We start from the raw sequence: 25,106 nt of genomic DNA on the forward strand, positions 1-25,106 counted from the left end.
CGGATTTTGTGAAACTCGGCTCTGCGCACGTATTTCAATACGCTTACGCAGCCTCATCCTCAAATCCATTCGCCTGATTTAATCTGAAACTTGGTATAAGAGTCGAGAAAAGAGAATTTGGATTCAACACAAGCACAGCCATTGCAAGGAGTGATGTATGATGTATAATGTCATTACATAGAAACACACAGTGATGACAAGATGAAGCAAAAAGCAAGCAAAACAAAGCGGATCAAGTACGACGACGTGTACATGATCAATCCTCTCATTGACGTCGCCTTTAAGAAGATTTTTGGGGTTGAGGCCAATTCTGACATACTGATATCATTGCTAAACTCTATAGTATCTGAGGAAGATCAGATAAGCGAAATAGAGATATTGAATCCGTACAACGAAAGAAACTTTAAGAAAGACAAGCTATCTATTTTAGATGTTAAGGCAAGGAACAAGCATACTGGGACGTACTTTTTGGTAGAGATGCAGCTGGCAGATGAGCTGGACTATCACAAGAGAGGGTTGTATGGTTGGGCAAGAGTGTACTCTAATCAGATAGGAGCAAGAGGGAAGTATAGAGATCTGAAGAGAACGATAGCGATACATATATTGAACTTTACGGCAATAGACTATGAGAAGGAGAAGGGGTGGAGTGTGCATGCACCGAACAAATATCATCATAGATTTGTGTTGCTGGATAAGGATACGCATGTAGGAGGATTTAAGGATATAGAAATACATACGATAGAGCTAAGCAAGTACGCAGAGAGGGATGTAGAAGACATATACGAGGTAGTAGGGAAGGCGAAGGAGATGCTGGACAAATGGGTGGCGATATTGACGAAATATGCGTTACTGGATCCCAAGAGGTTACCGAAGGCGCTATCGCTACCGGAGATGAAGAAAGCGTTACAAGTGATGAAGGAACTGCAGATGACGAATGTAGAGAGGGAGATATATGAGTCGCACTTAGCATTTTGGAGATTTGAGGACTCAGCATTTGAAAAGAAGCGTCAGGATGCTATGGAACAGGGAAGAGAGGAAGGCATAGCGGAAGGTATGGAGCAGGGAATAGCGATAGGCAAAGCAGAAGGCAAAGCAGAAGGCATAGCACAAGGGAAGGAAGAAGGGTTAGCAATAGGCAAGGAAGAAGGGATAGCAATGGGTAAAGCCGTAGGTAAAGAGGAGGGAAGGGCTGAAGGCGAGCGGGAGAAGGCATTGTCGATAGCAAAACATCTGCTAAGTATTGGATTGGACCACAGGAAGGTCAGTGAGGCCACCGGGTTATCAGAGTCTGATGTGAAGGCTCTAGTTGTAGACTGAGTAGTGTGTACCAATACCTTTGTCTATCTCAGCTTTTTTTGAAATCGTGTAAATGGAACAACGTTATGGTCCTCTGCACATTCTGATCTTTTGTGCGTTTTACTGATCGTTTGGCCGATAGAGCTGCGAACTTTTTTGTGCCCCGTGTTGTTGTTGCCATTATGTTCTGCAACAATAGATGTGAACCCAGGATGATATTGAGAGCCCCTAAATTGTAGGCCAAATTGGACGCTAGGGTCAGCAAATGATGTAATGGCCGCATATGGTACATAGATATCTCCTTTCTTTCCAGCAAAGCTCAATGTGACTCCGAAGCCTTGAGAGCCAACCCTGAGATTTTGATATTGGTGCTGTATTACTACTGTAATTTCCTCAGGGTATTTTTCGATGACTACCTCAGGTACTATGACACCTTCATACTGTGTCATAAATGAAATCAAGAAGTGGTGCTCACCCCTCAATCCTTCAAGCTCTACAAGTTTCAATACTTTAAAGACTATACTATGCATCGATGCATCTACTAGTCTTCCATAGTTAATGAATTCACTATCCATCATTTCCTCCATTATGTTGACGAACAAAGACAGTCTCCTATTTCAAATTCGGAGCAATTTTAACATCTTATCTTTTATTTATACATCTTAAACGTTAACAAAAGGTAAAAATAAAATATAAGCTAAAATTACCATGGTTTGAAGCTTTAGAGTGATGATGTTAGTAAAAACATTTATTTTGTTGCTATATCTTGTGTAATGTTATATACATCTACACTATGACGCGGGGTGGAGCAGTCTGGTAGCTCGTCAGGCTCATAACCTGAAGGTCGTTGGTTCAAATCCAGCCCCCGCAACCAGTTGTTTTTAACACGTCCTTATACTTTGTTGTTAAAATGATAAAGCGCGTCTTACCCATCGTTATCTTGCTTTCCTACCTTGTATCGGGCTGTCTGCCTCTTGCAATAGTTACTACTGGAGAGATCGGAACCTCCCTTGCTGAAGAGCGGAGTTTCGGAAACATAATGGATGACAAAGGAATATTATTGAAGATAAAAAATGCATTTGCACAAAAGCACTTTGGTGATTTGTTTACTAAGGTGAGTGTACATGTATACGAAGGTAGGGTTTTGTTGACGGGTAACGTACTGACAAAGCATGACTCTTTGGAAGCCGCCAAGATCGTATGGTCTATACGCGGTGTCAAGGAAGTGATAAACGAAATAGAAGTTGGACAGAAAGACTTTAAAGCAAAAGCTCTAGACTCCTTCATCATGACCTCGATCAAGTCGAAGCTACTGATGCAAAAAGACGTTCGCTCACTTAACTATACAGTTGACGTTAACAATGGTGTTGTCTACTTGTTGGGTATTGCACAAAGTAACAGTGAGTTAGATACTGTGTTGGAGATCGCACGTAGAACAAAGGGTGTAAAGAAAGTGGTAAGCCATGTTATCTTTGTGACAGATCCGCGTCGCATAGCACCCCCTGGAGATGCTGCCCATCCACGTCCTGTAAAGTAGGGGGACATACTTCCCATCTGATTGGACAATTTGTTGAAAGCAGAACGTCAGAATGTTATGTGAGGAAGGTTGCATGCCTCCTTAAATTTGGTAGAAGGAGGTGGGTCAGTGTTTCACCTCAAGGACAACAGTGCAGTCAATAAAGCCGCCCCAAAATAGGCTATTGTAGTATAAGTGTAGCTCTGCTATAACGTGACGTGGGATTGAAAAACGTGTGTATTAACTTTGTATTAAGCATTTGTTGATACTATGAAGTAAACGGTGCATGACATGAGAGTTTTGTGTGTTATATAAAGAATAGTATATACGTTTCTGGATTTCTGCGAGGGTTGTATTTAACGGATAGGTTAATACAGTCGACACAAAAAAATAAATAGTTATGATAATAATTTTATGAGGCTCAAGTCATGAAAGTTGAAACTTTAGAAAGTAACGGTTTAAGTAGAAAATATCACTTTTCTCTCCCTGCGAGTTCTATAATGGAAAAGGCTGAGCATCAAATTGCGGAAGAGGCTAAAACTTTTAAAATGGCCGGATTTCGTGACGGTAAAGTGCCTTTGGCAATGGTCAAGAAGCGTATAGGGGCACAAGTTTTGACAAGCACTATACAAGAGGCTGCTAACAAAGCGTTATCCGAGTATCTAGGTAAGCATAATCTGAAAAGCGTCGCTTCTCCGATTTTGGAGATTCAGTCTTTTGATGAGACTTCAAGATTAATCTTTGAAGCAAAAGTCGAGTTGATGCCAGAACTGCCAGACATTAAATGGAGCGATATTAAGATTGAGATGTTGGAAGTAGAACTTGATCAAAGCGACATAGAGAAGGCTCATGCTGATATTATCAAGAACTTCAAGAACTATACCAAAACTCAAGCTGGGTATGAAGCAGTGACGGGTGACGCCATTGTCATTGATTTTGTTGGTAAGGTAGATGACAAAGATTTCAATGGCAACAAAGGGAATGATGTAAGAGTGGAACTGGGCTCAAACACTTTTATACCTGGTTTTGAGGAGCAATTAGTAGGAGCTAAAAGTGGTGATGCAAAAATTGTTACGGTCACTTTTCCATCTGATTATGCTGTTAAAGAGCTTGCAGGTAAAGTGGCCATATTTGACGTCAATGTTAAAGAGGTGTTAAACATTCAAACTGCTACAAATATAGACGATGATTTTGCAAAGAGTCTTGGTGTAGAAAATCTAGAAAAGCTAGATGAGTTAATTAAGATGAAGATATCGATTGATTTTCAGGGTGTAGCCAGATTAAGAGCGAAAAGGGAGCTGTTTGACATTATAGATTCCAAATATTCATTTGATGTGCCTGAAAGCATGGTCAATGGAGATTTTGAGGCGATGTGGAGGGAAGTAAAACAACAGTATGAATCAAATCCACAAGCTTTTAAGAAAACATTGGAGGAATTAGAGTCCGAATACAAAGGTATAGCTCGAAGAAGGGTGAAATTGGGTATATTGGTGGCTGAGTTGGGCAAACAAAACAACATTATTGTAAGCGTAGAAGATATGCAAAATGCAATACGTCAGGAGTTGATGCAAAAGCCTTGGTACGAAAAAGAAATTTTAAATTTTTATAGTCGCCAAGAGAACATAGAAAGGTTGAGGGGGCCAATTTTGGAGGAGAAGGTAGTGGATCTAATCTTTACAAAAATTGAGTTGGTTCAGAAGAAACTAACAAGCGAAGAATTTATGAAGGTTGTTGGTGGAGAGATGTCCAACGCGATTTAATGCTAACGTGTTGATGTAGGTTTGTTAAATGAGTGGCAGCGTTCTTAAAGAATCGTTGAGTTTGATACCAATGGTGGTGGAACAAACTTCAAGAGGAGAAAGGGCTTATGATATATATTCTAGGCTATTAAAGGAGAGAATTATATTCATACAAGGCCAGATAGAAGATCATATGGCATCTCTTGTGGTTGCACAGCTGTTATTCCTAGAGTCTGAAAATCCAGAGCAGGACATACATTTATACATCAATTCCCCAGGTGGTGTGGTATCCGCGGGTCTTGCCATATATGATACTATGCAGTATGTACGTCCTAAAGTTGGCACATTTTGTCTGGGTCAAGCGTGTTCCATGGGTTCTGTCCTGTTGGCAGCTGGGGAACCTGGTATGAGGCGTGCTTTACCAAATTCCAGGATCATGATACACCAACCGCTTGGTGGTTTTCAGGGGCAGGCTACGGACTTTGAAATTCATGCAAAGGAGATTATGTCTGTAAAAAGTAAGATGCATGCAATATATGCAAAACATACTGGACAATCTCTGGCAAAAATTGCTAAGAGTATGGAGCGGGATAATTTCATGTCTGCAGAAGTTGCAAAGTCATTCGGAATAATAGATGAAGTTATTACAAAGCGTCAGGAGATAGGACTACACAAAAGCGATGGGGGGAAAAATGAGTTCTGAAAAGCACAGTGCGTTACATTGTTCTTTCTGTGGCAAGAGTCAATACGAAGTAAGCAAGTTGATAGCCGGACCAACTGTTTTTATATGTAACGAATGTATTGATGTATGCGTAGACATAGTGCGTGAAGAGCAAAAGGATATGGAAGCGACCGGAGTCGATGCCTTACCTAAACCTAAGGAGATTAAAGCTATTTTAGATCAGTATGTCATCAGCCAAGATAAGGCAAAAAAGGTTCTGTCTGTGGCAGTATACAACCACTATAAGAGACTTGCAAATTTGGGTCTTACGAAGGATGTTGAGTTGTATAAGTCAAATATACTGTTGATCGGTCCCACTGGCTGTGGCAAGACCCTTTTAGCACAAACATTAGCTAGAATACTTGATGTTCCGTTTGCTGTTGCAGATGCGACGACGTTAACAGAAGCTGGGTATGTAGGTGAGGATGTTGAAAACATAGTTTTGCGTTTACTACAAGCAGCTGACTTTAATCTGGAAAAGGCTCAAAAGGGGATCATATTTATAGACGAAGTGGACAAGATATCAAGAAAATCTGAAAGCCCATCTATCACTCGGGATGTTTCTGGTGAAGGAGTACAGCAAGCACTTTTGAAGCTTTTGGAAGGTACAATCGCAGCTATACCTCCTCAAGGTGGTAGAAAGCATCCACAGCAGGAGTTTCTACAAATAGACACGACCAACATTTTGTTTATTTGTAGTGGTGCGTTTGATGGTCTTGAAAGAATTATTGAAGCCCGTGGTAAGGGTTCTAGCATAGGATTTGAAGCAAATGTTAAAAAAAAGAATGAGCTGAAAATCGATGAGGTGCTATCTAAGATCGAGCCACAAGATCTGGTGAAATACGGTTTGATTCCAGAGTTTGTTGGTAGATTGCCTGTAATTGCGATCATTGACGATCTTGATGAAGCTACACTTACTCAAATCCTTTCAGAACCAAAAAACGCTATTGTGAAGCAATATACAAGGCTTTTCAAAATGGAAGGTATCGATTTGAAATTTGAGAATGAAGCTCTTGTTGAAGTTGCAAAAAAGGCAATCAAAAGAAAGACCGGAGCACGTGGTCTCAGAGCGATCATGGAGGAAGTGCTTCTTGATGTCATGTATGACTTGCCTGGGGATAAAGCAGTACAAGAGGTTGTCATCACTGCTGAGTCTATAAGATCCAAAACTGCCCCGTTGATCGTGTATGGGATTCAGAAGGATAAAGGGATGTCAAGTAATACAGGAAGGAAAAAGAGTGTACCAGATAGTCAATTACGTCAACTTGATGATAAAAACCTTAAAAATCGTAGAAAGTGAACTTTCTGATAGATGTCTGCTGTATCGCTACGCTGATTGCGGTTGGTTCCAGTCCTGGTGGTCAAATCAAACTTTGAATTTTACCAAAGCTGGTATATATTGCCCTGGTGTCAAATAGTTACGAATCCTGTATGTCCCAATTTTTTGAGTTGTTAAGTTATCGACGTATTCTCGTTATTACCACGACGACTGTTGCACTAATTGTATTGTGGAGCTTATACAGTGACTCAGGTGTTACTGGTACTCACACCTCAAACAATTCTACCAAGCCTCCTGTTGAGTATAATATACAGGTGAAGGACTCTAGAGGTCAAAAGATCGAAGACGAGCTCTTGTACACCGGAGTTACGGAAGCTTCCAAGATTGTGAAAATTCAAGCGGAGGTCGATGGAAAGATCTCAAAGATACTAGCACGGCAAGGAGCATCAGTGAAAGCAGGAGACGTTATAGTGAATATAGAGTCTGGTAACAGTGGAGTCCTGCTACAAAAAGCCGCTAGTGCTTTGGAGCAAACTAAGGTTAAATATGACGCTGCACTTGCGTTATACAATCGTGGTTTGTCCTCCAAATTGGCCATGATCTCTGCAAAGACTGCCCTTAAAGATGCTGAAGCGGAATTGAAACATAGGAGGTTGGAGTATGACAAGTATTTTGTAAAAGCACCTTTTGACGGAATTATTGATGCGATTGAAGTAGAGGAAGGAGATTACGTTAGCACTTTCAATCCTAGTTCTTCTAGTATCGTATCATCAATATTAGTTCTTGATCCCATGAAGGTGGTGGTAGAAGTGCCAGAGCATGCAGTCCAGAAAGTGAGAGGCATAAAAACTGCAACTGTTACACTGTCAAATGGCGATGTGATTGAGGGTAACATAGAATTTCTAAGCAGCATAGCTGATGAGAAAGTGCGGTCTTTTATGATGGAAATTAAAATAAATAACAAAGGTCAGGTTTTAAGCGGTCAAACTGTTGACGTTAGCATATCGGCAGGTACTGTTTTAGCCCATTGTATTCCAAGATCGGTGTTGGTATTGAGTAATACAGGTGAATTGGCTGTAAAAACAATAGATGCAGATAACACAGTTGTGGTTAAACCAACCACCATTATTAAAGAAACCAACGATTGCGTATTTGTGACTGATCTGTTAGAAGAGGAGAAAGTTATAGTGATGGGTCAGGGTTCTGTTTTGCACGGTGAAAAAATACTAAAGTACGGTTCCCAACAATAGTATGATAAGCTACTACACAGCACAAAATTTATGGTTGTTATCTGGCATAAGTCTTCTATCTCTGAAGGTATTGGTTGGCTACAACATATTTTTCCTTTTTGCAGGTGCTGGCAGTATTATGGTCGGTATGCTGCTTGCTTTACACATACTCCCGCAGGATGCTTTTATAGCACAGTTGTGTTGTTTTTTTGGACTGACCGTTTGTAGTTCACTGCTTTTTTACAAGCCGTTACAAAGGTGGTTATATCAAAATCAGGATGCGCCTGGCTATAGAAACATTGTGGGATCGATAGCTCAAGTTCATGAAAGTAACTTGAAATACGGTAAGTGTGGGTATGTGAGGTGGTCTGGCAGCATATTTAGAGCTGAGATTGTTGAGGACTCATACTTGCACGAGATTCCTGTAAATTCTGATGTAAAAATAGTTGCACTCAGGCAAAATGTACTTATTGTAAGAGGAATATAAATATCAACTGCAAGATCGTGTATGGAGTTTGTTGTATTAGCGCTGCTTTTTGTTCCTGTGCTCAGTATACTTGTGGGTGTTAAGATAGTACCGCAACAGCAGGCATGGATAGTGGAACGACTTGGTAAGTTTCAGCAGACATTGGAGCCTGGATTGACATTTATAGTACCTTTTATAGACAGAGTAGCTTACAAGCACTCCTTAAAAGAAAGAGCATTTGATGTACATGAGCAAACCGCGATTACTCAGGACAACGTAACGATAACCCTTGATGGAGTTATCTACTTGAGAATTTTGAATCCTGTAGATGCTTCTTACGGTGTCGACAATCCCTACTACGCAGTGATACAGCTAGCTCAAACATCGATGCGGTCTGCTATAGGTAAAATGCAGATGGACAGGGCATTTGAGGAACGGGAGAGTCTAAACGCCCATATTGTACAGGCTATTAATGAAGCCGCTGCTACTTGGGGAATACAGTGCATGCGTTATGAGATCAAAGATATAAAACCTCCAGCAACCGTTTTAAAGGCAATGGAGATGCAAGTAGCTGCGGAAAGACAAAAGCGTGCTGATATACTTGAATCTGAGGGCAAAAAGCAGTCTATTATAAACATTGCGGAAGCCGAAAAAGCATCTGTAATACTGGCATCTGAGGGAGAGCTTGCTCGACAGCTGAATAGCGCGAAGGGGGAAGCGGAAGCGGCCTTATTGTCAGCAGATGCAACAGCGAAAAGCATAGAAGAGATAGGCAAAGCGATTGAGCAGGGACACGGGCACAATGCTGTTATTTTAAGAGTTGCTGAACAGTATGTGCAAGCGTTTCAACGTTTGGGTGAGCAAGGTAACGCAATCATTATTCCTGCTAACACCAACGATGTTAGCGGTTTGATTACGCAGGCGCTGACGATTTTTGAAGGTGTTAAAAAGGGTACGAAGAGTTCAGCATGAAGCTTTTGGAGATGATTAGGAATGCTCGTCTTTACTGTATGGAGATGATCGCTACGGTAGGTGTGAAGGGTATCCTTGTTAAAGGATGGAACGAGTCTGTAGCCTCACTCCGTCTACTAGCGTCAAAAGCGATGAATCTGCCACAAACTAATTTGGATTTAGCAAAATATCACTATCTTAACAACAACATTTGGGATGCGATTTGTCGCCTGAAAATGGTGATGTTTTTTGAGCCCACTCAGTATCCAGAGATCAATTATTACTTGGGCAGATGTTATTATGAGTCTTCCAAATATACAAAAGCCAAGGTTTATTTAGATAGATATCTGGAAAGCTCACATGGTGTATTTGTCACTGAGGCTCAGTTTATGCTAGCTGTTATTACAGGAGCGGTGGGCCAGATTACGGCTATACCTCACACTTTTATCAAGATTAGCGGAAGACGGCTAGCTGCTATTTATACAAAGAGGGTAGGTGATGGTGAGGAGAAGGGGCCGGAATTTGAAATAGTGAAATGCGTAGAATCGTTTATGCTTTTACGCCAATACTTGAAAGAAATAGACCAACCTCAGGGGCATGAGGTATTAGACATAGGGTGTGGTATAGGTACTGTTGGGGAGTTGTGTAGAACTTATGACATAGCAAATACAGTGACTGGTGTTGATTTATCGGAAGGAATGATTGCGATAGCTGCAGGGTTATCCTTGTATGTTGCGGGCCACGGAAAAGTAGCGGTATACGATCAAGCTAGGGTGATGGACGTATATCAGTACTTTCAAGAGTTTTCAAGTTTACACAAATTTAACATGCTGATAGCTTTTAACTTTCTTGGAACCACACTGGATCTTCAGCACTTCTTTAAAGGTTGTAGTGGTATTGCAGAAGATGACGCTGTATTGGCTGTGACCTTTGTTGAGGATATGGAAAGCAACTTTTCGCCGGTTCTCAAAAAGTTCAAGTATAGCGTTCAAGACGTTAAGGACAGCGCTACTCAAAATGGTTGGAGTGCAGTACGAGAGCACGGGATGGCGGAGAGACTGAAGCTTATGATCTTCAGAAGATCTCAGGCGACGAACAAATCGTCCTGATAGTGCGATGAAGTTTTCACGTCATTATTGCGGCAATCTAGTCTTATAAGTGAGAAGCCGATGGAGAAGCTTGAAAGTCTTCAGCAACATTGTTATAGTGTACTTCGGAAATAACTAGGTTGAAGTGCTGAGATATTGCTACAGAGTCCGGCTTTTTGACGTCATTACTTCCAAAACTTCCTATGAGCTAGAGGGTTTGTTATGCGTCTAAGTCGATACTTTATTCCTTTTTTGAAAGACACAACTTCTGATGTACTGTCTATATCACACAGACTTATGTTACGTACTGGGATGATCAGACAGGTTGCTGGAGGCATTTATAACTGGCTACCTATTGGCTATAAGGTGCTTCAGAACGTCAGCAACATCATAAGAGATGAAATGAATGCTGCTGGAGCATTGGAGATCGCAATGCCTTATGTACAACCTGCTGAGTTGTGGAGGAAGTCTGGTAGATTGGAGGGGAATGCCTTAAGCGTTGAGCTGCTGAAGTTTCAGGATAAACATGAAAATCTCTTGATTGTTGCACCTACTGCTGAAGAGGTTGTGTGTGACATCGCTGCTCAGAATTTCTTTTCTTATAAGGATTTGCCTTGTCACTTGTATCAGATAGGAACAAAATTTCGTGATGAGATACGTCCAAGGTTTGGTGTGATGAGGGGCAGGGAGTTTCTGATGAAGGATAGTTATTCCTTTGATGCTGATCACGAGCATGCTATGGAGACATACTGTATGATGTTGAACGTATATCACAGGATTTTCAGACGATTGGGACTGAGTGCTATACCAGTTGCAGCCGACAGTGGTGCGATTGGTGGGGATTACAACCATGAATTTCACGTATTGGCTGACACTGGGGAGAGTGATATTTTTTACGATAAAGGGTTGGAAGAGTATTTGCGTCAAGATCGCCTTGACATCAATGCATTTTCCAAGTTTTACGCTGTTGAAAAAGAAAGGCACTCAAATGAGACCTGTCCTATTCCTGTATCTCAACTACAGGTCAAGAAAGGCATAGAGGTGGGGCATACATTTTACTTAGGCCAGAAGTATAGTCTTAGCATGAACATTCGAGTACAAGATCAAAGCAACAAGTTCATCAACCCTTATATGGGGACGTATGGTATAGGTGTTTCTAGGGTTGTTGCGGCTATTATTGAAGCTTCGCACGATGAGAATGGTATAATATGGCCGGAGAGTGTTGCGCCGTTTGGGTTTGGGTTATTAAACTTGAAGGTTGGTGATTCTGATTGTGATCGGGTGTGCACACAGATATATGACATGTTGATTTCATCTGGATATTCTGTTTTGTACGATGATACAAAGGATTCTCCTGGTGCGAAATTTGCCAAATTTGATTTATTGGGACTACCGTGGCAAATTATAGTGGGTAGTACAAGGGCCCAACAGAATGTATGTCAGTTAAAAAAGAGAAGCGAGGATGCACCAAAGGACCTTGAGGTTGATTTGTTGTTGCATGAGCTCAAAGCTCGTTGTTTTGTGAAATGATACCAATTTTCGTGGGATCAACGTACTAAGAGACTGTCCACAAATTAATTGGAATGAAAAGGATGTGCGCAAAATTGTTAGCAAAGGGAGATGGATGCCCGTTTTCACGCGCATGACAAAAAAAAGGGAGCGGGTATGATAGGGGAAGATGCGGGTGGTATTAAGAGCGACTACACGTCTCTTGAACCTTGACGTGCAAAAATAAGTGTACTCTTTTTTCCATGAATCTTTGTATTTTTTCTCTTGCTCTTGTGCCGATTTCCTTAATTTTTTGACCATTTTGTCCAAGAACGATAGCTTTATGAGACTGTTTTGCCAAAAGTATAGACTGATGTAATACCACACTGCGCTCATTCTCATTCCAAGATATAGTCTCAACTTGTAAGCTGTATGGTATCTCTTGTTGCAATTGCATCATAAGCTCTTCTCTCGTCATTTCCTCCGCGATCGTTTTACATGGTGTATCTGTATAAATGTCGTTGGAGTATAACCAGTCTCTGGTAGGAGCTAACTTGCACAAATAATCAATCAGAGTAGTAATGCCATCATTTTTTAAGGCTGAAATCATAAATATTTCATTAAAATGATATGTTTTATGGAGTTGCTCTATCAAAATTAGCAATTTCTCCTTTTGAACAAGATCGACCTTGTTGATCACGAGAACGCATTGCCTCTTTGTGACACACGAAATGACATACTCAAGTTGTTTTGTGATCGGGCGGTTTGCACTGATCAGCAAAACCACAACGTCGCACTCCGATATACCTCGTTGAGCATTTCGTAATATGTCATTCTTTGAAGTACGTAAAGATTCTGAGATACCGGGTGTGTCCACGAAGATGAGCTGAGTACTATCAAAGTGCGTAATTCCTCTGATCACATCTCTCGTGGTTTGTACTTTTGGTGTGACTATCGAAATCTTTTTTCCAACCACCTGATTTAACAAAGTCGATTTACCTACATTTGGTTCACCAACCAGTGCGATAACTCCGCATCTACTGTTTACTTTTTCCATTATTTGTTCAGTTTAAACCCCTTGGAAATACTCCGATAATATAGTTTGTGCGGCATTGATTTCTGCTTCCTTTTTTGATTTGCCTTCTCCTATTACACTGCCTATGTTTGCTACAGTAACCATTACCTTAAAGATTGGTGCATGATCCGCACCTTTGGTTTCAACGATATTATACTGTGGTAAAATGCCAAACCTTTTTTGTACATGTTCCTGTAGCAGACTTTTGTAATTTTTTTTGCTAATTTCCGCAGATAAGGAGAGATATTTGGACCACAACTGTGTGATGAGCCCCTTTGCTGTGTCAAAAGAGCTGTCTAGATAAATAGCAGCCACCAAAGCTTCCATGGCGTTTTCTAGGTTACGTAAATTAGTGCGCCCGCCATTTTTCTCTTCACCGATGTCTAGCAGCAGAGATTCATCAAGCTTGATGTCCATTGCCACTTGAGCCACTATCTTGGTAGATACAAGATTAGAATGCATGATGGACAGCATGCCTTCATTGACATTTTGATGTGTCTTAAAAAGAAGATCGGCGATTACAAGTCCTAAAATACTGTTACCTAGAAACTCCAGTCTTTCATAAGTTTCAGAACGGTGTAAGCCTCTGCTTGCTAAACTAGGATGAGACAATGCCTGCTTGAGCAAGCTTGGGTCACGAAAGTTATACTCCAAAAGCATTTCTAATCTGGCTGAGATGAATATTGGAACCTTCGAAGCGCTCTACCAGCGTCCAGATTTTTGATAAAGTCTATTAAGGAAAAGTCTTTTGTCATAAACATGAACACGACTCTACCAACAAGATTTTCCTCGGGAATGAAACCTACCTTGTCGCTAAAACGACTATCGACCGAGTCACCTCTATTATCCCCTAGGCAGAGATAATGGCGTTTAGGGACTTTATAAACTGGTGTAGTAGCAGGGAAGGCATCAAGATTGATTCCAGTCCAAAGTGTTCTATACGCGACTCCGTTATCAAGCTTTTCTTGATATACATTTGAGACAGCTCCGGTGTCCACATCTTTGAATGAGCCGATGATAGTACGCTCAACTGGAACTCCATTGATGTGGAGAACACCTCGTATTATCTGAACAGAGTCACCAGGCAAACCTATGAGGCGTTTGATGTACTTTTGACTTGTATCTGTCGGAAGAGCAAATACCACTACGTCACCACGTTTTGGCTGCTTAAAGAATACGCGTTGATTTATAACAGGTAAGCCAAAGGGTAAGGAATACCTGCTGTAGCCGTAACTGTATTTTGCAAGGAAAAGATAATCGCCTACCAGTAAAGTAGGTTTCATGGAACCGGTAGGTATCTGATAGGGCTCATAGCAGAAGGAACGAAAAATGACTGCAAGTACTACCGCATAAAGTACAGACTTCAGAAAGTTGAGCCAATACTCTAAATGCAAAACCCTCCTGATACGCAAAGTTCTGGTACCATCTCCCAAAATCTTCTGATATATGCTCATCTTCAACTCACAGAATGACGAAACAGATGGCAGCAGTGGGATAAACCTGGCAATAGTTTTTTATGCATTCTTTTTCTTCCCTTTTCTCTTTTTTTATCTTTTGGCCTTTGGCCTCCAGTTACCTTCTATTCCCCAGGAACTGTAGCATGTATATGAACATGTTAATAAAATCCATGTACAGGCTCAAGGCTCCAAATACAGCTATCTTTGAAACAAGCTCTCCAGTATTTGATGAAGATACATGATAGTAGGACTGCTTGATCCGCTGTACATCATAAGCTGTAAGGCCTATGAATATAAACAACGCGATAGTTGAATATACGAAGTACAACATGCTGCTACCCAAGAACATGTTAACGAGAGACAGCAGTATCATACCGATGAGTCCCATCATTAGAAAGGCACCAACTCCTGTGAGATCTCTTTTAGTCGTATAACCGTACAAACTCATTGCAGCAAACAAAGAGGATGTAATAAAGAAGACCCTCGTAATGCTTTCGATAGTGTAGTACGCAAAGATCGTGGAAAAAGACACTCCAACCAAAACAGCATAGAGCCAAAAGTATGTCTGCGCGGTTTGGAGGCTCATAGAGTTAAACCTTGAGCTCATGAACATTACAAGAATAAATGGCGAGAACATCACAATCCAAAGAAACGGAGAGTTGAAAAGGAAGTTCAAAAGCCCAGCGGACGTAGAAATAAGATAAGCAACAAGACCGGTTACAGAGAGGGCAATCCCCATATATCTGTATACGGCTATCATGTAATTTCGCAATCCAACATCATAAGAGGTGGTGTCGGAGTAGTAATCGTAACGTGGTGTAAATTTGGTATAGTCCATATTTGTTACCTCACAAAAGACACAAATTATTATTAGTTATAATAACACGGATAACGTCATTTATGATAGCGCATTTTTTAGGATTTTCAACATCAATTACTAACAAAATATTGTATTGTTATACGGATGGAAATACTGTAAATTTAGTCGTTTAAAGGCTTTTTGTAAATAACCAACTTAACAACGTCAAGGGCTTATAGTTTCGCAATGAAAGTTTATTCTTCTAAAATTGCTGTGCTATTGAAGAATGTCGATACTTTTCCATCGGTCGTACTGCTTTTTGGGCAAGATGAGGCTGAGATCATGGCCACCTTACAGGACATACTAAATAAGACATGTGATGGAAGTGTGAATGTTGACCTGATACGTATCGATTATGAGATGTTAAAGGACAGACCAGAGATTTTAAGGGAGAACTTGACATCTCTTTCTATGTTTAACGATGAGAAGATGGTGGTATTGCATCACATGCAAGCTACTCCCACCAAAAATATTTTAGATACACTTCAAGCTGTGAAGATGAAGACCAGAGTGGTATTAGTATGCCATGACATTTCTAAAGCATCTGCGGTGCGTAAGTTTTTTGAGGAGTCAAAAGATTGGATGGCGATAGCGTGTTATAAGCCTCCTCAGTTGCAAATTAAAGAGCTGGTCAAAAGTTTCTTCAGCAAGATTGGTATCAAATGTGAGGAAGATTGTATAAACCTCCTCGTTGAACTACTACCTGCCAATCGTTTGTTGGTTAGTAGGGAGTTGGAGAAACTGCTCCTTTACATAGCTCCGCGAACATTTGTTACAAGACAAGATGTTCTTGAGATTTTATCAAATTCGCCTGAACTCTCATTGGACGACTTATGCCAAGCTTTAGTTGAGAAGAATAAGCAGATGACACAAAAATGCTTAAATATTTTGGAGAGCAATGACATTAACTTTATGTTAATTGTTAGATCTCTATACAATTTTTTTGTACGGGTACTAAAGGTTCAGGATTCTGTGCAAAATGGCGCAAGTTTAGAAAAAGCGATAAGCGGCTTAACTCCTCCTCCATTTTTTAAAGCAAGAGACAATATAAGTGCTGGAGCAAAAAAACTTACTGTGTATGAGCTGGATTGTTATATCAAGGAACTGCTGGAACTTGAAAAGGCTTTTAAGGGTGGTACAAGGTTATCACCATATATCATGCTTCACTGGGCCTTTATGTCCTTACTGCCTTCGCAGATAAAATAATATTGATCCCGGTACTAATTAGGATATAGAATAATTCTTATGCCAATTGATCAAAATTAATATACACATGCAAAATACACATCTAGAGGCGGGGTACATGCCGTCAGATCAAGAAGAGTACATGAACGATAAGCAGCTTGAATATTTCAAAAGGAAGCTGCTAAATTGGAAGAAAGACTTGTTGAGTGAGTCTATGGAGACGGTTAAGCACCTTCAAGAAGAAAATTGGAATGAACCGGATTTGAACGATAGGGCGAGTACAGAGACAGAAACTCACCTTGAGTTACGTACACGAGATAGATATCGTAAATTAATTGATAAAATTGACGCTGCTTTAATGCGTATCGAGAAGAAAAGTTATGGGTACTGTGATGAGACAGGTGAACCGATAGGATTAAAAAGGCTGGAAGCCAGGCCTGTTGCTACTTTGTCGATTGAAGCACAAGAGCAACATGAGCGCTTTGAAAAGAGTCATAATGAGGAGTAGGTGGTAGCAGAGAGAAGCAAAAAATTTATTTAGGGATGCAGAGAGACAAAGTGGCTCTAAAGCTGGCTCTGTAGGGCTTTGAAAATGTGTTGACACTCAAAAATTTTGCTTATAGCCTCCGGCCTTGGTAATTTTTCAATTTAGACTTAATTGGTTATTTTTCAAATGAAGTGTACAGTATTATTGGTGGATAATGAGCCTATATGTATAGCATCCGCTTCTTACATAATGAGAAGTATGGGTTTTGAGGTTATTGCGGCAAACGATACTATGGCCGGAATTGACAGTTTTGAGGAGAATCAGTCCAGTATTGACCTGGTGGTAACTGATTATAGAAATGTGTATATGGACGGCATAGAATTTTGTTCGATATTGCGTAGAAAATACAATGCTGATATACCCATGATACTCTTGACGTCTGACATAGATATTACTCATACTGGGATGGTGGCGACTATCTTCAACGCCGTCATGTATAAACCGTTTAACGTAGATGAGTTTTTGGAGCACTGTCAAAGATTTGGTGTATATCTTGAGCAAAAAGCGACAACGGCTAAAGTGTAACACCAAATTTCAGATTAGACCTCTTGCATAACTCATAAATGAGTGAGGAATTTTTAGGAAAAATGCAGGTGAGCACCGCAGCATATTCTATATACGTGAGGAGCGCAGACAAATTTTGACGACAAAATAACCACTCAGAATGAGTTATACCAAATTTCAGATTAAATCAGGCAGATGGATGCCCGTTTTCACGGGCATGACAAAGAAGGGATTGGCATGACACAGAAAAAAGTACGGGCATGACAAAAGGGGAGTAACTGGACGAAAACTTGTGCGGCACTTCTTGAGAAATATGCGCGCTACGAGATTGTCTGTTGTTCAGAGCGTTTGTTAAACATATATCTTATAGCATACACACCAACATAGAAGATTGGCGTGCTTGATATTGTGAAAAACAACTTCCAGGAATAGCTGTTGTAAATCAGTACAGGCACTTGTTCAAATGGTACTATGCCAAACGCACCTAATAAAACAATGATGACAGAGGTGTCAATAAACAAAGAAATACAGGTGCTACAATTGTTGCGAAGCCATAGGTACTTTCCACCTGTTATTTGACGTATCAAGAGGTAGAGACGTATGTCTATTGCTTGTGAGGTATAACATGCGATTACAGAGCTTATAAAACAAGGAACATATCCTCCAAAAACTTTATGAAACAGTGCATCATCAAGTTTAGACCATGATGTGGCGGGTAATGCATCCATCACAGCAAGCAATATTGCAACAATGAAACTTGTAGCGATTGCGCTACGTACGCAAAACATTGCTTTATCTTTGGAGTAAAATTCTGTGATCAAGTCTGTAATGAGAAATGTCCATGGGTAGAGAATGGCTCCGACAGACAGTTGAAATTGAAATAAAGAGAAGACTTCTATGATCACAATCTTTTGATACGTGAGATTTCCAAACACTATCAAGGAGGAAAACAAGACGCAAAGTGCTGTATAAACTTTTTCTGTAATTTGCATTGAAATTCAAAGATGATAAAAGTTGATTAGGCACTACCCGTATAACTGACGAGATTCGAGATATCTTTGAGGCCTATAGTACTTGTGATTTTTTTCCACTTATCTTTGATTGTTTGTGAGAAGATCATGTCTAAGGTTGCTGGTGCTACAAGCCATGAGTTATCCATAATCTCTTTGTCAAGCTGCTGTGTGTTCCATACTGATAGACCTCTGGCTACAATAAATTTGCCGTTGATTTTTCCTGCAGCACAGTCCTTCAGAAATTTATTAATTTCTGTATAGAAAGTGATGCACTGTGGGCCCGTAAAATTTTTAATTTGTTCATTGGATATTACCAATACCAAAAATCTATCAGGTTCTACAGGACCTCCAAACAGTATTGGTATTTGAAGCTTGCTGAGAGATTTTTTGATTGTTTTTTCGTCAATGTAGTCTTTTAAACTTAAAGTGGCGATTTTAGAGTTCACTATCACTCCGATAGCACCTTTTACATCGTGAGTACATACGTATACCACAGCCTTCTCAAAGCATGTGCCACGTAGACTCTTGGTAGCTATCAAAAGTTTTCCTTCTATAGAGTCAAAAGATCTGGAACCTTCTGGTCTACTCATTACTATTCTCCCATTGTGTCAATGTAAGCGGTTGCTTCTAGTGCAGCCATACACCCAGTCCCTGCTGCAGTAACAGCCTGTCTATATCTCTTGTCTTGTACATCTCCTGCTGCAAATATTCCATCGATATTGGTCAGGGTTCTGCCGGGTCTAGTGATGATATAGCCTTCACTGTCTAAGTCTAGAGCATCTTTAAATAGTGCGGTATTAGGGGTGTGTCCGATCGCTACAAATACTCCATCGACATTAAGAGTTTGAGTGTTATTTGTAAGCAGATCCCTGATCACAACGCCCGTGACTCCTAGTGGCGTTTCCTGACCTACGATTTCATCCACAACTGTATTCCAAATGCAGGATATTTTGCTATTTTTAAAAAGCCGATCTTGAAGTACTTTTTCAGCTCTCAACTTGTCCCGTCTATGGACCAACAAAACTTTTGACGCGATTTTGGACAAGTAGATTGCTTCTTCTACGGCTGCGTTGCCTCCGCCAACTACTAGTACTTCCCTGTCTTTATAAAAAAAGCCATCGCAGGTTGCGCAACCTGAAACTCCTGCGCCTCTAAATTTCTCTTCGCCCTTGATATGAAGCCATTTCGCTTGAGCTCCCGTACATATTATAACGGTAGAAGAAGTATAGACGTTACCAGATGCTCCAAACGATTTAAACGGTCTATTTGAAAAATCGACGCTGGTAATATGATCCTTGATAACCTTAGTTCCGACATGTTTAGCCTGTGACTCCATTTGTTCCATTAACCAAGGTCCCTGTATAGCTGTTGCAAACCCAGGATAGTTTTCAACGTCAGTGGTAATCATCAACTGCCCTCCTGGCTGCATACCTGTGATAAGAATAGGGTTCAAGGAAGCTCTGGCAGCATATATGGCTGCAGTATAACCAGCAGGGCCCGCCCCCATTATTAAAACATCGGTGTGTGTTGTGGAAGAATGTATGGAAGCAGGCATATCAACCTCGTCGTATAGGTTATGAAATATTAGGGTGTTTTTTAAGATATGCTACTACTCCTTCTTGTGTTGGCTTCATAGCTTCTTTACCATGCGACCAGTTTGCAGGGCATACTTCACCGTGCATCTCTGTGTGTTGTAGTGCGTCTAACATTCTGATGGTTTCGGAGATACTTCTTCCTAGTGGTAGGTCATTGACGACCTGATGTCTTATTATACCTTGTTTATCTACAAGGAAGGTAGCTCTAAACGCCACAGACTCCTCACTTAACACATCAAATGACTCTGCAATCTTACCACCCAAATCTGAGATCAAAGGAAAGGCTACGTTACCTATACCTCCTTCGTTGACCGCCATTGCTTTATATGCAATGTGTGAGTATGGCGAATCGACGCTGATTCCAATTACCTCTGCTTCTTTCTTTTTGAACTCGGGAATTGCATCGTTAAATGCAAGAATTTCAGAAGGACAGACGAAGGTAAAGTTGAGTGGATAGAAAAATATGATGCCGTATTTGTTCTTCAGATATTCTTGGGAGTGTATTGTTTGTATCTCGTTTCCAGGGAGTACTGCTTGTGCTTTGAAATTTGGTACAGGTTTTCCTACTAATACTGCCATAAAACTAAAACCTACTAATGCTTTGATGTTGAACTAAAATTAGAGTTTGGCCAATTTACAAGTAGAGTCTACATTTTTGCTCCATTGGCTTGACCATAGTCAACATATAGTGCATTAAAATTGAAACCACAAGTTTTTAGTACTAATGTTGATTGGGTACGAGCTATGTCTTAAAACAAGGTATACTCCCATGCATTTTTAATATGGTCAATCACCTCCTCGTTCTGGACGATGAGGTGGTCGAACCTTGCATCTAAACCTCGAAATTGTGGATATGACGTTAGAAAATGCAGGGCGGAGTTTGATATTCTTTGAAATTGCTTGTGGGATATTCGACACTCATTCGTCTGAAGTCTCGTACTTTTGACCTCTATGAACACTATGCATATCGGTATCAGATCGTCTGTTTTTGACAGCTCAAGTGCAATGAGATCGATTTCGCCATAAATGCTTCTATACCTGTTTTGCAACACTGAATACCCATTGTTTTCTAGGTATGTAGATGCTATTTCCTCTCCCAACTTTCCATACTGATACGTTTCCAGACGTGACATAAAGAGGACGATATACAAATGTTAATTAGAAAGAAGTTGTAGCTCTCTTGCGTTGTAAATGCAATCCACTTCATGTATACCATTATAACATGAACAAATATCGCGGGTAATGTTGTAGTAATGTTCAAACGTATGCTGATTGCAAATCGTGGAGAGATCGCATGTAGAATCATTAGAACAGCAAAAGAGATGTCTATAGAAACTGTGGCTGTTTATTCAGAAGCTGATACCAACGCATTACATGTCAAGCTGGCGGATACTGCTGTGTACATTGGGTCCTCGCCTTCTCCTCAAAGCTATCTCAACCAGCACCACATTTTAGATGCCATCAAGATATCGGGGGCGGATTGTGTCCATCCTGGATATGGTTTTCTCTCAGAGAACTCCGAATTTGTTGAGCGTCTTGAAAAACTGAAGATTCATTTTATAGGACCATCCGCATATTCCATTAAAATGATGGGGGATAAAATTGAAGCTAAGAAAATTGCCAAAAATGCTGGAGTAAGCATTGTACCAGGATATATAGGTGCAATTAAAAGCGAGAAAGAGGCCTTAAAGATAGCTTACAAGATTGGATACCCGATAATGTTAAAGGCTGCTGCAGGTGGTGGAGGTAAGGGTATACGTGTTGTAAGGGGTCCAGAAGAAATGAAACAGGCGTTTCGTTCTACAACGAACGAAGCAAAAAACAACTTTGCGGATGGTAGAACTTTTATTGAGAAATTTATAGAAGACCCCCGACATATTGAGATACAGCTTATTGGTGATAAATACGGCAATTACATATGCATAGGTGAAAGGGAGTGCTCAATACAACGTCACCACCAGAAAGTGATAGAAGAGGCTCCTAGCATCTTTATTGACGATAAAACCAGAAAGAAGATGTACAAACAAGCCATATCTCTTGCAAAGGAGGTAAAATATTGCTCTGCAGGTACAATTGAGTACATCGTGGATAGCAAGAAGAACTTTTACTTTTTAGAGATGAATACGAGGCTTCAGGTTGAGCACCCGGTGACTGAACTTATTTCTGGTGTTGATATTGTGTCTGAAATGATTAAGGTAGCTGCAGGAGAAAAGCTACAAATCAAGCAGCAGGATATTGTATTAAATGGATGGGCGATGGAATCCAGAATATACGCTGAGGATCCAACTTGTGGCTTTTTACCATCTACGGGCCGTGTACATGTGTACAAAGAACCACGCATGATAGAAGGCATGAGAATAGACACTGGAATATATGAAGGTGGTGAAGTAAGCATGTTTTATGACGCGATGATCGCAAAGCTGTGTGTTCACGCACCAACAAGGAGTGAAGCGATAGCAAAAATGAAGGATGCCCTTGGTCAGTTTGTAATTCGTGGTATATCCCACAATATCAGTTTTTTGCAGTCTATATACAACTCAGACAGGTTCATGCTTGGTGATATCTCGACCAACTTTATAGAGCAAGAGTATAAGGGAGGGTTCACGGGAGCTGTCTTAAATGACGAGCAGAGCGCCATTATACTTTGTACGTCTGTTTTTGTAGCGCTAACCCACATTACGAGGGCGACCTCTATTTCAGGGCAGCTACGGGGGAGGTCTAGGGCGGTAGGTACCAGGTGGGTTGCCAGTTTGGACGAAAAGAATTATACAATTACCGTCAGACCTATTGAAGATGGGTACAAGATATCTTTTGAAAATAGAAGATTTTATATTACCAGCAAGTGGGTGCTTGGAAGTAAGTTGCTGTCATGTAAAATCAATGGAGAGTATTACAATGTGCAGGTAGAGCACGTCAGCGGTTTGTTTTACATCACATACATGGGTTCCACTGTCAAGGCGAGGTTATATACTCCAAGAGCTGCTGAATTGGTCAAGTACATGCCGCCACCTTCCACCAAGGAAAAGGAGCCGCACATTTTAGCAAACATTTCTGGATTAGTAAGAGACATCAAGGTGGAGGTGAACGACAAGATTGTGAAGGGACAGCCTATTGTAGTGATAGAAGCCATGAAGATGGAAAACATTTTGGTTAGTAATGTAGATGGGAAGGTCCAAGAGCTGAAGTGTGCTGAAGGTGACATAGTGTCTGCTGGGGACACATTGATCATGATAGAGCAAGAGTGAATGAGTATAACTTTTATTATAAATTGAATAAGGAGGGTAGGATGCTACAGAAGGAGGACAAGGATACCACAAACGAAGCAGTACAATACTCTAAGCCCTCTTGGTTGAAGGTTAGGGGGCCTGGCTCAAAAGAGTACAAGGAGACGGAAGAGCTAATAAGAGCGCTAAAATTAAACACTGTTTGTGAAGAAGCTAGTTGTCCAAATATCGGGGAATGTTGGAATAAGAAGCACGTGACAGTTATGATACTGGGGAGTGTCTGCACTAGAGCGTGTAAGTTTTGCAACGTGGCTACCGGTATTCCAGACAAGTTGGATCCACATGAGCCTGAAAGAATAGCCTCTGCTGTTGGGGCACTGGGTCTGACGCATATTGTGATTACATCTGTTGACAGAGACGACTTACCAGATGGAGGAGCTGGGCATTTTGCAAGTTGTATCAACAAAATACGCATATCTTCACCAGGTACGACAATAGAGGTGCTAACTCCAGATTTTTTAAGAAAAGCAGGGGCCTTAGAGGTGGTTGTGAATGCTATGCCGGACGTGTACAACCATAACTTAGAGACTGTGCCATCTTTGTATGCTAAAGTAAGGCCGGGTGCGAGGTATTATCATTCTTTAAGTTTGTTGCACAACGTCAAAAAGCTTAATTCAAAGATTTTCACGAAGTCTGGACTGATGGTGGGATTGGGTGAGACTAGGGAAGAGGTGCTTCAAGTTATGGATGATTTGAGAGCTGCAGAGGTTGATTTTATAACGATAGGTCAGTATCTACAGCCTACACCTTCTCACTATCCATTACATGAGTTTATTACTCCAGAGGCATTTCAGTACTATGAAAAGATTGCGAGGATCAAAGGCTTTTTGATGGTATCTGCAAGTCCTTTAACTCGTTCTTCGTACCATGCTGGTGATGATTTCCTGAAGCTTAAAGAGGCCGCTGCAAGGGTATGACGAAACCTGGATTTGACAGCCAAACTAGATTTGGTGCATTTCTATCAATTTTTAATGAATTGCAGAATTTTTGTTTCGTTGTTGTGGTATTATTTGCGCTAATTGTGTTAAACACTGATAATATCATTGCCACCACTGTTAATCCTAGAGTTAGAAATCTGGCTTGGAGTTTTTATAGTGCAGTTCATCAACCGATTGAATCTATACACAATGGAATCAATGTGATGAACAAGTATGTACAGCTGATTGAGGACAATAATCGACTTGAGCAAGAGAACTTAGTGTTGAGACAGCAGCTTCGTATTTCTGATTTGCAAGCTTCTCATGCATCTTCATTAGAGAAGCTACTGAACGTTGTCAAATCTCAGAAGCAAAAATTTTACACGGCGAAGGTAGTCCTCAAAATTTTTAACGCATACGATGTGAGTTTGGTTGTAAATGTTGGTGCGATGAATGGTATAGAGGAGAACATGCTTGTATTTTCTGAGGATGGCTTGATAGGAAAGGTTACAGATGTTTTTGAGAACTCTGCAAGGATTATGACGATTGCTGATCCAAAATCGAGAATTCCGATAGTGTTTAAAAGGTCTGGGGAGATCTCTATTGCATCTGGTACTGGTCACATAGATGGTAAATTAGATACATTATATACTCGGGACTCATCGAAGGTAATAGAATTTGAGGAAGCGGTGAGCTCTGGGGTTGGTGGAATATTTGAACCTGGGATAGTACTTGGTACGGCTAGAAGGAATGGGGATGCGATACATATTATGACAACCATGAATTATCACGCTTTGAACTATGTGATCATATCGAGTATATAAGGCACATAAAAGAATCAGTTTGATATCTTGTGGTGATGGATGTATAGACCTAGCCATCTAAGATTTAGTGCAT

The 25,106-nt window shown here is 40.6% G+C and carries 26 protein-coding genes and 1 tRNA gene; 17 read left to right on the forward strand and 10 right to left on the reverse strand.

Annotated features, from left to right (window positions below):
• The first annotated feature begins 201 nt into the window (after positions 1 to 201).
• Positions 202 to 1,317: an Rpn family recombination-promoting nuclease/putative transposase gene (locus EDM53_RS02505; RefSeq protein ID WP_130122101.1), complete on the forward strand. Its 1,116-nt coding sequence runs from the start codon at positions 202 to 204 to the stop codon at positions 1,315 to 1,317.
• 23 nt (positions 1,318 to 1,340) lie between these two features.
• Here EDM53_RS02505 and EDM53_RS02510 read toward each other — a convergent pair whose 3' ends face one another.
• Positions 1,341 to 1,874 (reverse strand): ClpXP protease specificity-enhancing factor SspB, encoded by a 534-nt coding sequence (locus tag EDM53_RS02510; RefSeq protein WP_207215428.1) that lies wholly within the window; start codon positions 1,872 to 1,874, stop codon positions 1,341 to 1,343.
• 219 nt (positions 1,875 to 2,093) lie between these two features.
• Between EDM53_RS02510 and EDM53_RS02515 the strand changes: the two genes are divergently transcribed.
• The 10 genes from EDM53_RS02515 to proS all read left to right on the forward strand — a co-directional run bounded on the left by EDM53_RS02515 (position 2,094) and on the right by proS (position 11,815).
• Positions 2,094 to 2,170 (forward strand) — tRNA-Met (locus tag EDM53_RS02515).
• Between the two features lie 36 nt (positions 2,171 to 2,206).
• Complete coding sequence (locus EDM53_RS02520; RefSeq protein WP_130122105.1) at positions 2,207 to 2,833, forward strand: BON domain-containing protein; 627 nt, start codon at positions 2,207 to 2,209, stop codon at positions 2,831 to 2,833.
• Positions 2,834 to 3,240: 407 nt separating this feature from the next.
• Positions 3,241 to 4,572, forward strand: coding sequence for a trigger factor (gene tig, locus EDM53_RS02525; protein WP_130122107.1), 1,332 nt, complete (start codon positions 3,241 to 3,243; stop codon positions 4,570 to 4,572).
• A gap of 55 nt (positions 4,573 to 4,627) precedes the next feature.
• A complete protein-coding gene (gene clpP / locus EDM53_RS02530) occupies positions 4,628 to 5,254 on the forward strand; it encodes an ATP-dependent Clp endopeptidase proteolytic subunit ClpP (RefSeq protein ID WP_207215436.1) in 627 nt (208 codons plus the stop codon).
• Positions 5,244 to 6,572 (forward strand): ATP-dependent Clp protease ATP-binding subunit ClpX, encoded by a 1,329-nt coding sequence (clpX, locus tag EDM53_RS02535; protein ID WP_207215430.1) that lies wholly within the window; start codon positions 5,244 to 5,246, stop codon positions 6,570 to 6,572. The genes clpP and clpX overlap by 11 nt, the downstream gene beginning before the upstream one ends.
• Positions 6,573 to 6,703: 131 nt before the next feature.
• The gene (locus tag EDM53_RS02540; RefSeq protein ID WP_130122113.1) at positions 6,704 to 7,801 is read left to right on the forward strand and encodes an efflux RND transporter periplasmic adaptor subunit; all 1,098 of its coding nucleotides are present in this window, start codon (positions 6,704 to 6,706) and stop codon (positions 7,799 to 7,801) included.
• 1 nt (position 7,802) lies between these two features.
• On the forward strand, positions 7,803 to 8,267 hold the full coding sequence (locus EDM53_RS02545) for an NfeD family protein (RefSeq protein WP_130122115.1): 465 nt from the start codon (positions 7,803 to 7,805) through the stop codon (positions 8,265 to 8,267).
• 21 nt (positions 8,268 to 8,288) lie between these two features.
• Positions 8,289 to 9,218 (forward strand): SPFH domain-containing protein, encoded by a 930-nt coding sequence (locus tag EDM53_RS02550; RefSeq protein ID WP_130122117.1) that lies wholly within the window; start codon positions 8,289 to 8,291, stop codon positions 9,216 to 9,218.
• Positions 9,215 to 10,306 (forward strand): methyltransferase domain-containing protein, encoded by a 1,092-nt coding sequence (locus tag EDM53_RS02555; RefSeq protein ID WP_130122119.1) that lies wholly within the window; start codon positions 9,215 to 9,217, stop codon positions 10,304 to 10,306. The genes EDM53_RS02550 and EDM53_RS02555 overlap by 4 nt, the downstream gene beginning before the upstream one ends.
• A gap of 201 nt (positions 10,307 to 10,507) precedes the next feature.
• Positions 10,508 to 11,815 (forward strand): proline--tRNA ligase, encoded by a 1,308-nt coding sequence (gene proS / locus EDM53_RS02560; protein WP_130122121.1) that lies wholly within the window; start codon positions 10,508 to 10,510, stop codon positions 11,813 to 11,815.
• A gap of 160 nt (positions 11,816 to 11,975) precedes the next feature.
• Here proS and era read toward each other — a convergent pair whose 3' ends face one another.
• The 4 genes from era to EDM53_RS02580 form a co-directional block, all read right to left on the reverse strand.
• On the reverse strand, positions 11,976 to 12,830 hold the full coding sequence (era, locus tag EDM53_RS02565) for a GTPase Era (protein WP_130122123.1): 855 nt from the start codon (positions 12,828 to 12,830) through the stop codon (positions 11,976 to 11,978).
• A gap of 12 nt (positions 12,831 to 12,842) precedes the next feature.
• Positions 12,843 to 13,502, reverse strand: a complete 660-nt coding sequence (gene rnc / locus EDM53_RS02570) for a ribonuclease III (protein WP_207215432.1) — start codon at positions 13,500 to 13,502, stop codon at positions 12,843 to 12,845.
• Positions 13,503 to 13,510: 8 nt separating this feature from the next.
• Positions 13,511 to 14,302 (reverse strand): signal peptidase I, encoded by a 792-nt coding sequence (lepB, locus tag EDM53_RS02575; protein ID WP_130122127.1) that lies wholly within the window; start codon positions 14,300 to 14,302, stop codon positions 13,511 to 13,513.
• Positions 14,303 to 14,420: 118 nt separating this feature from the next.
• Positions 14,421 to 15,143 carry a Bax inhibitor-1/YccA family protein gene (locus EDM53_RS02580; protein WP_130122129.1) on the reverse strand — a complete coding sequence of 241 codons (723 nt, stop codon included), beginning with the start codon at positions 15,141 to 15,143 and terminating at the stop codon, positions 14,421 to 14,423.
• Between the two features lie 207 nt (positions 15,144 to 15,350).
• Here EDM53_RS02580 and holA point away from each other — a divergent pair, with 207 nt between their 5' ends.
• The 3 genes from holA (at position 15,351) to EDM53_RS02595 (ending at position 17,421) form a co-directional block, all read left to right on the forward strand.
• Positions 15,351 to 16,370: a DNA polymerase III subunit delta gene (holA, locus tag EDM53_RS02585; protein ID WP_130122130.1), complete on the forward strand. Its 1,020-nt coding sequence runs from the start codon at positions 15,351 to 15,353 to the stop codon at positions 16,368 to 16,370.
• 67 nt (positions 16,371 to 16,437) lie between these two features.
• Positions 16,438 to 16,857 carry an RNA polymerase-binding protein DksA gene (gene dksA / locus EDM53_RS02590; protein ID WP_130122131.1) on the forward strand — a complete coding sequence of 140 codons (420 nt, stop codon included), beginning with the start codon at positions 16,438 to 16,440 and terminating at the stop codon, positions 16,855 to 16,857.
• Between the two features lie 165 nt (positions 16,858 to 17,022).
• Complete coding sequence (locus EDM53_RS02595; protein WP_130122132.1) at positions 17,023 to 17,421, forward strand: response regulator; 399 nt, start codon at positions 17,023 to 17,025, stop codon at positions 17,419 to 17,421.
• A 299-nt stretch (positions 17,422 to 17,720) separates the two neighbouring features.
• On the opposite strand, the gene EDM53_RS02600 is transcribed toward EDM53_RS02595, so the two are convergent.
• From EDM53_RS02600 to EDM53_RS02620, 5 genes are all read right to left on the reverse strand, one after another.
• Positions 17,721 to 18,392, reverse strand: coding sequence for a queuosine precursor transporter (locus EDM53_RS02600; RefSeq protein ID WP_130122133.1), 672 nt, complete (start codon positions 18,390 to 18,392; stop codon positions 17,721 to 17,723).
• 26 nt (positions 18,393 to 18,418) lie between these two features.
• Positions 18,419 to 19,003 (reverse strand): YqgE/AlgH family protein, encoded by a 585-nt coding sequence (locus tag EDM53_RS02605; protein ID WP_130122134.1) that lies wholly within the window; start codon positions 19,001 to 19,003, stop codon positions 18,419 to 18,421.
• 2 nt (positions 19,004 to 19,005) lie between these two features.
• Positions 19,006 to 19,968, reverse strand: coding sequence for a thioredoxin-disulfide reductase (gene trxB / locus EDM53_RS02610; RefSeq protein ID WP_130122135.1), 963 nt, complete (start codon positions 19,966 to 19,968; stop codon positions 19,006 to 19,008).
• Between the two features lie 19 nt (positions 19,969 to 19,987).
• Entirely contained in the window at positions 19,988 to 20,587 is a 600-nt protein-coding gene (locus EDM53_RS02615) for a peroxiredoxin (protein ID WP_130122136.1), read from the reverse strand.
• Between the two features lie 170 nt (positions 20,588 to 20,757).
• Entirely contained in the window at positions 20,758 to 21,141 is a 384-nt protein-coding gene (locus EDM53_RS02620) for a YraN family protein (protein ID WP_130122137.1), read from the reverse strand.
• A gap of 120 nt (positions 21,142 to 21,261) precedes the next feature.
• Between EDM53_RS02620 and EDM53_RS02625 the strand changes: the two genes are divergently transcribed.
• From EDM53_RS02625 to mreC, 3 genes are read left to right on the forward strand one after another with little or no spacing between them, the layout of a single operon-like run.
• Positions 21,262 to 23,253, forward strand: coding sequence for an acetyl-CoA carboxylase biotin carboxylase subunit (locus EDM53_RS02625; protein WP_130122138.1), 1,992 nt, complete (start codon positions 21,262 to 21,264; stop codon positions 23,251 to 23,253).
• Positions 23,254 to 23,294: 41 nt separating this feature from the next.
• Positions 23,295 to 24,209 carry a lipoyl synthase gene (gene lipA / locus EDM53_RS02630; protein ID WP_130122147.1) on the forward strand — a complete coding sequence of 305 codons (915 nt, stop codon included), beginning with the start codon at positions 23,295 to 23,297 and terminating at the stop codon, positions 24,207 to 24,209.
• A complete protein-coding gene (gene mreC, locus EDM53_RS02635; RefSeq protein ID WP_130122139.1) occupies positions 24,206 to 25,033 on the forward strand; it encodes a rod shape-determining protein MreC in 828 nt (275 codons plus the stop codon). The genes lipA and mreC overlap by 4 nt, the downstream gene beginning before the upstream one ends.
• Positions 25,034 to 25,106 lie beyond the last annotated feature (73 nt).

It is taken from the genome of Rickettsiales endosymbiont of Peranema trichophorum (genome assembly GCF_004210275.1).
Lineage (GTDB): Bacteria > Pseudomonadota > Alphaproteobacteria > Rickettsiales > Midichloriaceae > RICK02.

Excerpts from the sequence above, each read along its gene's own strand:
- EDM53_RS02540 (WP_130122113.1), top strand. The coding sequence starts at position 6,704 with ATGTCCCAATTTTTTGAGTTGTTAAGTTATCGACGTATTCTCGTTATT.
- clpX (WP_207215430.1), top strand. The coding sequence starts at position 5,244 with ATGAGTTCTGAAAAGCACAGTGCGTTACATTGTTCTTTCTGTGGCAAG.
- EDM53_RS02505 (WP_130122101.1), top strand. The coding sequence starts at position 202 with ATGAAGCAAAAAGCAAGCAAAACAAAGCGGATCAAGTACGACGACGTG.
- EDM53_RS02595 (WP_130122132.1), top strand. The coding sequence starts at position 17,023 with ATGAAGTGTACAGTATTATTGGTGGATAATGAGCCTATATGTATAGCA.
- EDM53_RS02545 (WP_130122115.1), top strand. The coding sequence starts at position 7,803 with ATGATAAGCTACTACACAGCACAAAATTTATGGTTGTTATCTGGCATA.
- EDM53_RS02625 (WP_130122138.1), top strand. The coding sequence starts at position 21,262 with ATGTTCAAACGTATGCTGATTGCAAATCGTGGAGAGATCGCATGTAGA.
- EDM53_RS02620 (WP_130122137.1), bottom strand. The coding sequence starts at position 21,141 with ATGTCACGTCTGGAAACGTATCAGTATGGAAAGTTGGGAGAGGAAATA.
- EDM53_RS02600 (WP_130122133.1), bottom strand. The coding sequence starts at position 18,392 with ATGCAAATTACAGAAAAAGTTTATACAGCACTTTGCGTCTTGTTTTCC.
- holA (WP_130122130.1), top strand. The coding sequence starts at position 15,351 with ATGAAAGTTTATTCTTCTAAAATTGCTGTGCTATTGAAGAATGTCGAT.
- EDM53_RS02605 (WP_130122134.1), bottom strand. The coding sequence starts at position 19,003 with ATGAGTAGACCAGAAGGTTCCAGATCTTTTGACTCTATAGAAGGAAAA.
- EDM53_RS02580 (WP_130122129.1), bottom strand. The coding sequence starts at position 15,143 with ATGGACTATACCAAATTTACACCACGTTACGATTACTACTCCGACACC.
- EDM53_RS02520 (WP_130122105.1), top strand. The coding sequence starts at position 2,207 with ATGATAAAGCGCGTCTTACCCATCGTTATCTTGCTTTCCTACCTTGTA.
- EDM53_RS02550 (WP_130122117.1), top strand. The coding sequence starts at position 8,289 with ATGGAGTTTGTTGTATTAGCGCTGCTTTTTGTTCCTGTGCTCAGTATA.
- EDM53_RS02510 (WP_207215428.1), bottom strand. The coding sequence starts at position 1,874 with ATGATGGATAGTGAATTCATTAACTATGGAAGACTAGTAGATGCATCG.
- tig (WP_130122107.1), top strand. The coding sequence starts at position 3,241 with ATGAAAGTTGAAACTTTAGAAAGTAACGGTTTAAGTAGAAAATATCAC.
- EDM53_RS02615 (WP_130122136.1), bottom strand. The coding sequence starts at position 20,587 with ATGGCAGTATTAGTAGGAAAACCTGTACCAAATTTCAAAGCACAAGCA.
- lepB (WP_130122127.1), bottom strand. The coding sequence starts at position 14,302 with ATGAGCATATATCAGAAGATTTTGGGAGATGGTACCAGAACTTTGCGT.
- proS (WP_130122121.1), top strand. The coding sequence starts at position 10,508 with ATGCGTCTAAGTCGATACTTTATTCCTTTTTTGAAAGACACAACTTCT.
- era (WP_130122123.1), bottom strand. The coding sequence starts at position 12,830 with ATGGAAAAAGTAAACAGTAGATGCGGAGTTATCGCACTGGTTGGTGAA.
- lipA (WP_130122147.1), top strand. The coding sequence starts at position 23,295 with ATGCTACAGAAGGAGGACAAGGATACCACAAACGAAGCAGTACAATAC.
- trxB (WP_130122135.1), bottom strand. The coding sequence starts at position 19,968 with ATGCCTGCTTCCATACATTCTTCCACAACACACACCGATGTTTTAATA.
- mreC (WP_130122139.1), top strand. The coding sequence starts at position 24,206 with ATGACGAAACCTGGATTTGACAGCCAAACTAGATTTGGTGCATTTCTA.
- dksA (WP_130122131.1), top strand. The coding sequence starts at position 16,438 with ATGCAAAATACACATCTAGAGGCGGGGTACATGCCGTCAGATCAAGAA.
- EDM53_RS02555 (WP_130122119.1), top strand. The coding sequence starts at position 9,215 with ATGAAGCTTTTGGAGATGATTAGGAATGCTCGTCTTTACTGTATGGAG.